We start from the raw sequence: 12,939 nt of genomic DNA, 5'->3' as shown, positions 1-12,939 counted from the left end.
TAAAAAATATATATTTATCATTTCAACAAACGGTGGATAATCATACAATTTTCTATTTTCTATTTCTTTCTTATAAAATTCTCCATAATCAGAACTTGCTGAATATTTTATAGAATAATTATCAGGTGAATAAGTCTGTACTACTACATATCCTTGATCTACTGACCTGCCTGCCCTACCTGCTACTTGCGTTAGAAGGTCAAATGTGCTTTCTTCAGCTTTATAATCTGAAATATGAAGTGATAAATCAGCAGCTATAACTCCAACAAGAGTTACATTTTCAAAATCCAATCCTTTAGCCAACATTTGAGTTCCTATGAGAATATCAGCTTCTCCATTCTTCATCATTTTATAAAAAGATTCATATGAATCCTTCTTAGTTGTTGTATCTCTATCCATTCTTATTATTTTTTTATCAGGAAAGAGCTTTTGACACTCTTCTTCAACTTTTTGCGTTCCTATTCCAAATTGCTTTATGTACTTACTTCCACAATTAGGGCAAACTTTTGGAACAGGCTTTGTTTCTCCACAATAATGACATCTCAATCTATTAATCGATTTATGATATGTCATTGAGATATCACAGTTATCACAATTTATTACATGTCCACAACTTCTGCAAGATATGAAGTGAGAAAAACCACGTCTGTTTAAAAATAGTATTGCCTGTTTGTTTTGATTCATTGTATTTTCAAGTTTCCTTTTAAGACTTTCACTAAAAATAGAAATATTTCCATTTAAAAGTTCTTCCCTCATATCTACTATTTCTATTTCAGGTAACTTTGCCCCTGTTACAGCTCTTTTATTCAAAGTTAGTAAATTATATTCGCCTTCTTTAGCTTTAAAATAACTTGTTACATCAGGAGTCGCACTTCCCAAAACAACTTTCCCTTTTAATAACTCCATTCTCTTCTTAGCTATTTCAATCGTGTCATATCTAAGAGAATTATGAAATCTGTAAGAGTTGTCGTGTTCTTCATCTATTATTATAAGCTTTAAATTTTCAAACGGAGCGAACACCGCTGACCTTGCACCAACAACTATATCAACTTCTGAATTCTTTATCTTACGCCACGCATCATATCTCTCCCCCCTTGATAATTTCGAATGAATGACTGCAACTCTATCTTTAAATCTACCTAAAAATCTTTCTATCATTTGAGGAGTCAGCCCTATTTCAGGCACTAACATAATGACTTGTCCATTTCTCTTTACAATATTCTCAGCTAATTTAAGATATACTTCAGTTTTCCCACTTCCTGTCATCCCATGTAGAAGAGATACAGTCTTATTAGTGCTTAAAACACCTTCCACGGCACTCAATTGCTCTATATTAAGTGTATGAGCTCTATAGTCCTTAAATTTTCTTAAATCTCTATATACTTCTCTATCAACTAGTCTTATTAAATTTTTACTCTGTAATGACTTTACTGGTGAATTTGAAATTTTCAAGTCAGCTAACAACTCAGATTGTTTTACACTTCCATTTTTAGATAGATATTTTATTACTGCAGATTGTTTGTCTGTGAGTTTGAAATTCTCATCAGATATTTTATCCAAGTAATCTTCTTCAAGCTCTATGAATATTTGAGTTTTAACTCCACTTTCAGTATCAACCAAGACTTCAGTTTTTATCTTTTTAAGTTCTATCATCGTAGAGATAAAATTTTTACTCTGATTTTCTAAATCATCTAATTTTAATATCTCTTCTTCAGATAAACCTTCTTTTGAGAGTATTTTAAATTTTGTCCTCACTGTTTTAAAATCTCCAGGAGGCATAATGGGAGCAAAACTTCGGTTAAAACTTGTTAGATATCTTTCATTCATATAGAACCCTAATTGAATCAAATCTTCCGTTAAAATTGGTTCATAATCGATTTGTCTTAATACCTTTTTTATTTTATATTCACTCTCACATGAATTTAAAACTTTTAAAACCATTGCAACTTTTGTTGAATTTCCTTGCCCAAATGGCACTAAAACTCTCATCCCCGGTTTTAAATCAAAATCAGTGGAGTATGTATACAAAATGTCTATTTTGGATATATTATTCTTTATGAAAACTTCTACAAATTTCATTTAAACCTCAACATCATAAAAAAAGCAAGAAATTATCTTGCTTTTAAAAATTCTAATACTTTGTCTAATATCACATGGGAAAGCTGCTCTTTAGGCATTGTTCCCGGCTCAGTAATATTTTTATTTCTATCGACTATTTTTACGGTATTTATATCTTTCTTAAAGCCCGCATTTTCTTGAGTTATATTATTTATAACAATCATATCAAAATTTTTAGACTCTAATTTTTTTAATCCATAGTTGAGTTCATCTCTTGACTCTGCTGCAAACCCAACTATAACTTGTTTCGTTTTTATCGCCCCGAAATGTTTCGCTATGTCAGTATTTGGAACAAGCTCTATTGAATTCATGTTCGCATCAGTTTTTTTCAACTTTTCTTGACTATAATTTTTAGGTTTAAAATCAGCCGGAGCTGCTGCTTTTATCAACACATCAGTTTTTTTAAAATATTCCTCTACTGCATTATACATATCTTGTGTACTAAGTACTGATACAAACTTATCAACATTAGGTATTGTTAAATTTGTAGGACCTGAAATCAAAGTTACATTGGCACCTCTTTTAGTGGCTGCCTTCGCCAATTCATATCCCATTTTCCCACTTGAATGATTTGATATAAATCTAACTGGGTCTATAGACTCTTGAGTTGGTCCTGCTGTAATGACAAAATTATATCCTTCTAAATCTTTCTCAGTTAAATGAAAATCTATCAAGTCTACAATTTGTGATGGTTCTAACATCTTCCCATCGCCAATATCATTGCATGCAAGCAAATCGTGTAGTGTCTGTGTTACAATTACTCCACGATTTTTTAATTTATTCATATTTTCAACATTTGCTACTGAATTTAACATATAAGTATTCATTGCTGGAACTATCATAATTTTTGATCTACTCGCACTTAGTACAGTAGTCAATAAATTATCTGCCATTCCCATAGCAAATTTTGCAATCGTGTTTGCACTTGCAGGAGCAACAACAATCATATCTGCCCATTTTGCCAAAGATATATGTTCTACATCCATATTTGATAATTGTTCAAACATCTTATAGTGCACAACATTATTTGACATTGTCTGAAAAGTTAGGGGAGTTACAAACTCTATGGCGGACTCCGTCATTACAACTTTTACATTAGCTCCATTTTTCTTTAATATGCTTACTATTTCTGGAGATTTATATGCTGCAATCCCTCCAGTCACACCTAATAATATATTTTTATCCTTGAGATCCAATTAAATCTTCTCCAGTTGTTTCAATTTCTATACTTGCTTCAACATCTGATTCATCATTATTCTTTAGACTATTTAACTTAGCCTCTCTTTGCGCTGCTATTTTTTGTGAATATTCTTTATCACTCATTGGTTTTCCAAATTTCACAGCACCATCTATAATTTCTTCTATTGCAATAGAAACCGGTTTTTCATGTTCAGTTTTTATTAGTGGTTCATTTCCATCCACTATTTTTCTAGACCTTTTAGAAACTAACATTACAAGTCCATATCTACTGCTTGATATTTTTCTTAATTCATTAAATGAAGGAATGTTCATTCCTTATTTCCTCCTCTTTCTGACATAACTTCCGCTTTAATATCTTTATGACGTTTTACCCTCAACTTTTCAGCTTCAATTATGTTTTCTATATCTTTTACTGCATTTTCAACTTTATTATTAACTACAAAATAGTCATATTCTCCAACAAAGTCAAGTTCTTTAAAAGCATTTTTAAAACGTGTATTAATTTCCTCTTCCGTTTCCGTATCTCTCTTTATAAGTCTAGACTTCAATTCATCCATTGTTGGTGGTAAAAGAAAAATAAATACAGCTTCCTTATATCTTTTCTTAATTTGTAGAGCTCCTTGAACATCTATTTCAAGTAATACAATTTCACCCTTTTCTATTTCATCAAATACAAACTTTTTTGGAGTTCCATAATAGTTGGTATGAACAAAGGCATATTCTAATAATTCATCTTGCTCAACCATGTTTTCAAATTCTTCAATTGTAGTGAAGAAATAATTTTCTCCATTTACTTCGTTAGGTCTAGGTGTCCTAGTAGTCACTGATGTTGAAAAAGATATCTTGTCATTTTTCTCCATTAAAGCTTGACTAACTGTTCCTTTACCACTACCTGAAGGACCTGATAATACTAATAAAAATCCTGCTGACAAAAGACCACTCCCCTCTATTCTATATTTTGAATTTGTTCTCTTAATTTCTCTACTTGTGATTTCATATCTACTACTAGACTTAAAATTTCAACATTTGTAGATTTAGACCCTATAGTATTAATTTCTCTATTAATCTCTTGAACTAAAAAGTCGAGTTTTCTACCCACCGGCTCATTAGATTCTATTATACTATCAAATTGTGAAAGATGTGAAAAAAGCCTTCCTATTTCTTCATCTATTGCTAACTTGTCCGCCATTATAGTTACTTCAGTAGTGAGCCTTTGAATGTCTAACTTTTCTTCACTTATGATAGATTTTATTTTATCTTCAATTTTCTTTAAGTTCTCTTCTATAACTTTAGGCGCTCTTTCTTCTGCATCACAAACCATTTTATAAAGGATAGATTTATCTTTTTTAAGTATCTCTTTTAAATTCTTTCCTTCTTCTTCTCTCATCTCTATCAAAGTATCTATTGCTATTTTGGTCGTTTCAAGAATAGATTCCTTGTAGAAAGTTGAGTCATTTTCAACTTGATGTACTTCAAGTACACCTTCTCTTAAATATAAATCACTAAGCCCAATAGGTTTTTGAATGTCAAATTCTTCACTTAGGGAACTTAAAGCACTATGATAGTTTCTTGCAAGTTCTAAGTTAGCCTTTACTTTCATGTTGTCAGAATTATATATATTTAAATTTATATAAACATCCAATTTCCCTCTTGAATTCTTTCTTTTATACTCTTCCTAACTGATTCTTCAAGATTAAATATAATTTTAGGAAGTCGTATATTTATATCAGTAAACCTACTATTCACCGACCTTATTTCAACTTTCAAATCGTAGTTTTCATTTTCAATTCTTCCAACTCCGTATCCGGTCATACTTCTCATAGTTCACCTCATTTTAACAATTATAACTCACATGAGACTTTTATGCCATATTAGTTATAAAGTTACAAAAAAATAAGAGAATCTCAAAGACCCTCTTACTTTTTTTAGCAACAAGACTTAGATTATTTAAAATTTAAATATGGGTCCTGCAAATAAGCAGAACTCAATATTTTATTTTACAACTATATTATATATTTTCTTAGGCACATAGATTTCTTTTATCACTTGTTTTCCTTCTATTTGTGTCTTATAGTTTTCATCTTCTTCAACTACTTTTTTTACTTCATCTTGAGTTGCATACTGAGTTATTTTTACAGTGTATCTAACTTTACCATTGAATTGAACAGGTATTTCTATTTCGTCATCAACGGTTTTAGATTTATCATATATAGGCCATTTACTCTCATTCAAATATCCGCCTAGTTTATTTGCACTCCATAACTCTTCAGTTATATGTGGCGCAACAGGATTTAACAACATTAAGAAAGTTCTAAAATCTTTTCTTGATATCTTACCAAAACTATTAAATTCATTAGTTAGACTCATAAGAGCCGCAATAGCAGTGTTTGCCTTTAGATGTTCATAGTCTTCTGATACTTTCTTAATCGTCTTATGAATTGACTTTTCAAGTTCAGGTGTGTATTCTTCTAAGTCTGTCAAAAGCTCTTGAAGATTCCAAACTCTTTCTAAAAATCTTCTAGAACCTTTTACCCCATTGTCTGACCAAGGTGCATTCTTTTCAAAGTCCCCTATGAACATCTCATAAGTTCTCAAAGTATCTGCGCCATATTGGTCAACTATCTCATCAGGATTTACTACATTTCCTCTTGATTTAGACATCTTTTCACCATTACCACCAAGAATCATACCATGAGATGTTCTCTTAGCATATGGTTCTTTAGTAGGTACAATTCCTAAATCATATAAGAATTTATGCCAGAATCTTGAATATAGTAAGTGTAGCGTTGTATGTTCCATTCCGCCATTATACCAATTAACTGGAGTCCAATATTTAAGAGCTTCAGGATCAGCCAATGATTTATCATTTTTAGGGTCTGTATATCTTAGATAGTACCAAGAAGATCCAGCCCATTGTGGCATAGTATCTGTTTCACGTTTTGCAGGTTTTCCACAATGCGGACAAGTAGTATTAACCCATGAATCTATGTTTGAAAGAGGGCTTTCTCCATCATCTGTCGGTTCATAGTTTTCTACTTCCGGTAAAAGTACAGGAAGTTCTTCTTCCGGAACTGGAACCCAACCACAATCTTCACAATAAACTAGAGGTATTGGTTCTCCCCAATAGCGTTGTCTTGAAAATACCCAATCTCTTAACTTATAATTTACTTTTCTATGTCCTATACCCTTATCTTCGACGTGTTTTAACATGGCTTCAATTGCTTCTTTTACATTTAAGCCATTCATAAAGCCTGAGTTAATCATAATTCCAGTGTTAGTATCTACGAAAGCTTCTTCTTCAATATTTCCACCTTCAATAACCGGAACTATTTCTAATCCGAATTTTTTAGCAAATTCAAAGTCACGTGTATCATGTGCAGGAACAGCCATTATAGCTCCGCTTCCATAAGTCATAAGCACGTAATCTGATATCCAAATAGGTATTTCTCTGTTTGAAATAGGATTTATAGCTTTTATTCCCTTTAATTCAACACCTGTTTTACCTTGGTTTAATTCACTTCTTTCAAAGTCAGATTTCTTTGAAACTTCTTCTTTATAAGCTTCTATTTCATCTATATTTTCTAATTTATCTTTGAACTCTTCAATTAATGGATGTTCTGGTGCAACAACCATATATGTTGCTCCAAAAATTGTATCAGGTCTTGTAGTGAATATTTCAAGTTCATAATTCAAATCTTTTAATGGGAATTTGATCTCAGCTCCTTCACTTCTACCAATCCAATTTTTTTGTTGAGTTTTCACTCTTTCAATGTAATCTACATCGTCTAAATCATTGATAAGTCTTTCAGCATATTCTGTGATTTTCAACATCCATTGGCTTTTTACTTTTCTTATTACTTCAGTTCCACATCTCTCACAATGTCCTCCGATAACTTCTTCGTTAGAAAGCCCTACTTTACATGACGGACACCAGTTTATAGGCATTTCATGTTTATAAGCAAGTCCTTTTTTGTATAATTGTAAGAATATCCATTGTGTCCATTTATAGTATTCTGGGTCAGTTGTGTTGATTTCTCTAGACCAATCAAATGAGAATCCTATAGATTTTAATTGTTGTTTAAATCTTGCAACATTATCAGCTGTAACTTTTGCTGGATGTATTTTATTCTTTATAGCATAGTTTTCTGTAGGAAGTCCAAATGCATCCCATCCCATTGGATAAAGTACATTATAACCTTCATATCTTCTCTTTCTTGCAACTATATCAAGTGCTGTGTAAGGTCTTGGATGTCCTACATGTAGTCCTTGTCCTGACGGATAAGGAAACTCTACCAATGCATAGAATGGTTCTTTATCATAGTCATTTTTTGTTACATAAGTATCATGTTCGTCCCAAAAATCTTGCCATTTCTTTTCAATATCTTTTGGATTATAAACTGACATATTTCCTCCTAAAATTCTGCTGTTCCTACCGTTCTTGGGAATGGTATGACATCTCTTATATTCTTAACTCCTGTTATATACATAACTGCTCTTTCAAATCCTAATCCGTATCCTGAGTGAGGCACTGAACCATATCTTCTAAGGTCTAGATACCAATAATAGTCTTCTAAATTCATTCCCAAAGATTTCATTTTTCCTTCTAGGACTTCTAACTTGTCCTCTCTTTGGCTTCCCCCGATTATTTCTCCAACTCCTGGAACTAATAAGTCCATTGCCGCTACTGTTTTCTTATCTTCATTTTCTTTCATATAGAAAGCTTTTATTTCCTTAGGGTAGTTTGTAACGAATACAGGCTTTTTATAAACTTCTTCTGTTAAATATCTTTCGTGTTCAGTTTGTAAATCAACGCCCCATTCAACAGGATATTTAAACTCAGTCTTTGAATTCTTAAGAACTTCTATAGCTTCTGTGTAAGTAACTCTACCAAAATCAGAGTTGACTACATTGTCCAGTCTTTCTAAAAGTCCCTTATCTACAAAACTATTAAAGAAATTCATTTCTTCTTCTGCATTTTCAAGAACATATTTTATTATATATTTAAGCATTTCTTCAGCGATATCCATATTTACGTTAATATCAGCAAATGCAATTTCCGGCTCAATCATCCAAAACTCTGCAGCGTGTCTTTGAGTATTTGAATTTTCGGCTCTAAATGTAGGCCCAAATGTATATACATTTCCAAAGGCTTCTGCAAAAACTTCTGCTTCAAGTTGACCTGATACAGTTAAATTAGTAGCTTTTGAAAAGAAATCTTCAGAAAAATCTACTTTACCTTCTTTCTTAGGAACATCATTTAAATCTAAAGTTGTAACTTGGAACATTTCTCCAGCGCCTTCTGCATCTGATGCAGTTATAATTGGTGTGTGAACGTACACAAATCCTCTGTCTTGGAAAAATTTATGAATTGCATATGCAATTATAGATCTAACTCTAAACACTGCATTGAATAAATTTGTTCTAGGTCTTAAATGTGCTTGAGTTCTCAAATATTCCACAGTGTGTCTTTTCTTTTGAAGTGGATAAGTTGGTTCGGATATACTAATAGGAGTAACTTTTTTAGCATGTACTTCTATACTTTGTTTTGACCCTGGGCTTTCAACTACAGTACCTTCTATTTTTAAGGAAGAGCTGATAGTATACTTTTCAATTTCTGAGAAGTTGTCCACTTCGTCACCATAAACTATTTGAAGGCTTGAAAAAGATGAGCCGTCATTCAGTTCTATAAAACCGAAATTTTTAGATGCTCTACTTGTCTTAATCCAACCTTCAATTACAATTTCTTTATTCAAATAATCTTTACTGTTTTTAAAACTTCTCTAACTGTTAATTTCATACTTCCTCCTATCGTAACAATGTATTTCATTATAGACAAATACCGTGATTTTGTCAATTTAAGGGCTATTTATAATGTCTGATTTTAGATAAAAATCTATTAAATTTTTCTTCATATCCATGCTCTGTTGGACGATAATAAATTTTATTAATCTCTTCTGGAAGATATCTTTGTTCAACATATCCATTAGGATAATTATGTGGATACATATATTTTTTGCTCTCATCTATATTTGGAGAATGTCTGTCTCTTAAATGCATAGGTACACTATAATTGCCCTTTTTCACATCTTCCAGCGCCTCATTTATTGCAAGATAAGCTGCATTCGACTTAGGCGCACAAGCAAGATAAGTTGTTACTTGAGCTAAATTTATTCTACATTCAGGCATTCCTATCACATTGACTGCATCAAAAGCTGCATTAGCTAAGACTAAACCCATTGGATCCGCATTAGATATATCTTCTGAAGCTAAGATAATAAGCCTTCTAGCTATAAATTTTGGGTCTTCTCCTGATTCAAGCATCTTTGCCAGATAAAATATAGCTGCATCTGGGTCTGAGCCTCTAACAGATTTTATAAATGCAGAAATTACATCATAGTGATTATTTCCATTTTTATCATAAACTAAGTTTTTCTTTTGAATACAGTTTTCAACATCCTCAACTGTTACATGAACTATTCCATCTACTGAATCAGTGGAAAATACAGCTATTTCTAAAGAATTAAGTGCAAGCCTTGCATCACCTGAGCAGACTTCAGCTAAAAACTTTATCGCTTCTTCATCTATTTCTAGATTAAGACCATTGAAAGCTTTTTCTTTTTTTAACGTCGCTCTTATCAACTCTTCGATTTCATCTACTGACAATGGATTTAAGTTCAAAATTTGACATCTGGATATCAAAGCTCTATTCACTTCAAAATATGGATTTTCTGTAGTTGCTCCTATTAGTGTTATTATTCCTTTCTCAACAAATGGTAGTAGCGCATCTTGCTGAGTTTTATTGAATCTGTGTATTTCATCTATAAATAATATAGAGTTAATGTTTTCAAATTTTAGAGAGTCTTCAGCTGTAGCCAAAGTTTCTCTCAATTCTTTCAAGTTTGAAGTAACTGCTGAAAGTCTCAAAAATTGTTTATTTGTAGTTATGGCTATAATTTCTGCAAGTGTTGTCTTGCCAACTCCTGGTGGCCCATAAAATATTATAGATGGAACTCTATCAGATTTTATTACTCTTTCAAGATATTTCCCCTTTCCAACTAAATGTTTTTGTCCTATAAAGTCTTTTAATCTTTTAGGTCTCATCTTTGAAGCTAAAGGTTGTTTATCTTCTAAATTGTTTTCTAAATTTAAACTAAATAAATCCATCACTTTCTATTCTTTATTATTTCCTCCAACTCAATAAAAAAGCTCTCAACATCTTTAAATTGTCTATATACAGATGCAAATCTTATATAGGAAACCTCATCTAAATCTTTTAGCTCTCTCATTACTAAATCACCTATTTCATTCGAAGTTATTTCTCCTTTAAATGAACTATTTACTTCTCTTTCAATGTTCCATGCTGCTTTTTCAATATCTTCTACAGAAACAGGCCTTTTTTCTACAGACTTAATCATTCCCTTTATTATTTTTGATACATCAAATGTTTCGCGAGTGCCATCTTTTTTAATTACCATAATAGGTGTTTCTTCTATTTTTTCATATGTTGTAAACCTATTTTTACACTTATTGCACTCTCTTCTTCTCCTTATTGCATTACCTTCATCTGTAGGCCTTGAATCTAAAACTTTTGAATCGCCATAACCGCAATGTGGACACTTCATAATTAACCTCCGAATTTATTTAAAAAAAGACCTCATCTAAGATGAGGTACTACTTTCTTATATTTCTTAAAAATGGTGGAATTTTAAGATCCCCACTATCTTTTTCACTAGCCTTTTCAGTTTCTCTTTTAAGCTCAGTTCTTGGAAATAAAGAAGATGTCTTTGGTTTTTCTTCTTTATATTGGTCAAACTCAGTAGCTATTACAGTAATCTTAACTGCATCTTTAAGTGTTTCATCAATTCCTGCACCAAAGATTATGTTAGCATCTTCATCTACGCAATCACGTATTAAGTCAGCTGCTTCATTAACTTCAAAAATTCCTAAATCATTACCTGCTGTAATGTTAAGAAGTACAGATTTTGCACCTTGAATTGAAGTTTCAAGAAGTGGCGAATTAATTGCCATCTTAGCAGCTTCTTGAGCTCTGTCGTCTCCTGAAGCAATACCAATACCCATATGGGCTACACCCTTATCATACATAATTGTCTTAACATCGGCAAAGTCTAAGTTAATTAGATTAGGTACTGAAATCAAATCAGATATACCTTGAATACCTTGTTTTAAGATATCATCTGCCATTTCAAATGCTTTTGAGAAGCTAGTCTTTTTATCTGAAATAGATAAAAGTCTATCGTTTGGAATAATTACAAGAGTATCTACAACTCCCTTAAGTGCATTAATTCCACGTTCTGCTGATTTTGCTCTCTTATGTCCTTCAAATGTAAATGGTTTTGTAACTACACCAACAGTTAAAAGACCCATTTCTTTTGCAACATCTGCAATTACAGGAGCAGCTCCTGTACCAGTTCCACCGCCCATTCCGGCAGTTATAAATACCATATCAGCTCCTTCTAAAGATTCTCTAATTTCATCTCTAGACTCTTCTGCAGCCGATTCTCCAACATCAGGGTTAGCTCCGGCTCCTAGTCCTTTTGTTAATTTTTCTCCAATTTGTATTTTATTTTCAGCTAATGCATTTTTTAAAGCTTGTCTATCAGTGTTAGCTACAATATATTCAACACCCTTTACTCCCGCATTAATCATACGGTTTACAGCGTTGTTTCCACCGCCGCCTACGCCCACAACTTTAATTTTTGCAAATTCGTCATGGTCCATATCGAAATCCAACATACACATCCTCCTATTAAAACGTCTTTATCATAAACTTATTTATATTTTATGAAATAATCTTCAAATAGTCAATATTTAGAGAAAATTATTGACTTTCATCTAAATTTTCTTCAATATTTTCTCTATTATGATCATCCACCATAACTATTGGATCTTCCTTGTCCAATTCAATTATTCTGGCATTTTTCCCAGTTGCTTCTATATCTTTTAAAATTTCTTCAAGCATTCTAAACTTGTAATCCAAATTTTCTAATTTCCCAATTACAATTTGAATACCATCTTTAGTAAACAACGAATAGGTCCCATTTAAATCTATATCTTCTATTTTTGAATAGACAGGTTGATTGACAAGTTCTTTAAAAAATTCAATTTTATTGTCATCTTCGTATATCTTTTCACCTAAATTTAATTTCTTTAAATTGTCTTTAATTTCTGGAACTTCAGCTTTGGAACTCTCTTTAGATATAATCTTCATATCTTCATCAAGCATATAGTATTCCAAAAAATTTTCTATTTGAAATTTAGGTATTCTTTCTTCAAGTTTGATAACAGCTTCTCTTTTAAAATTAAAACTAATTTTTGCAGATTTTACTAAAGGTATTTTTTCTAAATCCCTCTCTCTACTATTAGGCGAAACAGAAAAATAACTTTGTCCAACTTTTATTCCTGAAACTTTTATAACTTCTGTAGACTTTAGTCTTTCGGCGCCCTCTACTTTAACACTTATAACATTAAATACCCCAAATTTATTTAAAGTAAAAATTGCGATCAAAATTATAACTGAAAATAAAAAAAGTCTGTTCATAAATCTTTTTCGTTTTCTTCTATATTCATATTTTGCAAGTCTTACCTGTCTCTTCATATATT

Annotated in this window: 10 protein-coding genes and 1 pseudogene; all 11 read right to left on the bottom strand. The window is 31.8% G+C overall.

The window, feature by feature from the left end; genetic code table 11:
* The coding region (gene priA, locus HMPREF9129_RS05725) for a replication restart helicase PriA (RefSeq protein WP_004821340.1) at positions 1-2,079 on the bottom strand (2,079 nt) is incomplete at its 3' end.
* A gap of 32 nt (positions 2,080-2,111) precedes the next feature.
* Positions 2,112-3,314, bottom strand: coding sequence for a bifunctional phosphopantothenoylcysteine decarboxylase/phosphopantothenate--cysteine ligase CoaBC (gene coaBC / locus HMPREF9129_RS05720; RefSeq protein ID WP_004821338.1), 1,203 nt, complete (start codon positions 3,312-3,314; stop codon positions 2,112-2,114).
* Entirely contained in the window at positions 3,298-3,630 is a 333-nt protein-coding gene (gene rpoZ, locus HMPREF9129_RS05715; RefSeq protein WP_004821336.1) for a DNA-directed RNA polymerase subunit omega, read from the bottom strand. Before rpoZ ends, coaBC begins: the two co-directional genes overlap by 17 nt.
* Entirely contained in the window at positions 3,627-4,250 is a 624-nt protein-coding gene (gene gmk / locus HMPREF9129_RS05710) for a guanylate kinase (RefSeq protein ID WP_004821334.1), read from the bottom strand. The genes rpoZ and gmk overlap by 4 nt, the downstream gene beginning before the upstream one ends.
* A 14-nt stretch (positions 4,251-4,264) precedes the next feature.
* Positions 4,265-5,130 (bottom strand): annotated as a pseudogene (locus HMPREF9129_RS05705) (YicC/YloC family endoribonuclease).
* Between the two features lie 180 nt (positions 5,131-5,310).
* Positions 5,311-7,722, bottom strand: coding sequence for a leucine--tRNA ligase (gene leuS / locus HMPREF9129_RS05700; RefSeq protein ID WP_004821329.1), 2,412 nt, complete (start codon positions 7,720-7,722; stop codon positions 5,311-5,313).
* A gap of 8 nt (positions 7,723-7,730) precedes the next feature.
* On the bottom strand, positions 7,731-9,071 hold the full coding sequence (gene asnS / locus HMPREF9129_RS05695) for an asparagine--tRNA ligase (RefSeq protein WP_004821328.1): 1,341 nt from the start codon (positions 9,069-9,071) through the stop codon (positions 7,731-7,733).
* Positions 9,072-9,180: 109 nt separating this feature from the next.
* A complete protein-coding gene (locus tag HMPREF9129_RS05690; protein ID WP_004821326.1) occupies positions 9,181-10,482 on the bottom strand; it encodes a replication-associated recombination protein A in 1,302 nt (433 codons plus the stop codon).
* Positions 10,482-10,940, bottom strand: a complete 459-nt coding sequence (gene nrdR, locus HMPREF9129_RS05685) for a transcriptional regulator NrdR (protein ID WP_004821324.1) — start codon at positions 10,938-10,940, stop codon at positions 10,482-10,484. The genes HMPREF9129_RS05690 and nrdR overlap by 1 nt, the downstream gene beginning before the upstream one ends.
* A 49-nt stretch (positions 10,941-10,989) precedes the next feature.
* Positions 10,990-12,072: a cell division protein FtsZ gene (gene ftsZ, locus HMPREF9129_RS05680; RefSeq protein WP_004821322.1), complete on the bottom strand. Its 1,083-nt coding sequence runs from the start codon at positions 12,070-12,072 to the stop codon at positions 10,990-10,992.
* An 85-nt stretch (positions 12,073-12,157) separates the two neighbouring features.
* A complete protein-coding gene (locus HMPREF9129_RS05675; RefSeq protein WP_004821320.1) occupies positions 12,158-12,934 on the bottom strand; it encodes a cell division protein FtsQ/DivIB in 777 nt (258 codons plus the stop codon).
* Between the last annotated feature and the right edge of the window lie 5 nt (positions 12,935-12,939).

Source organism: Peptoniphilus indolicus ATCC 29427, from assembly GCF_000227315.1.
GTDB classification, from domain to species: Bacteria; Bacillota; Clostridia; order Tissierellales; family Peptoniphilaceae; genus Peptoniphilus; species Peptoniphilus indolicus.
Note: the sequence above shows the minus strand (reverse complement) of the source record. Positions and strands in the feature narration are given on the sequence as shown.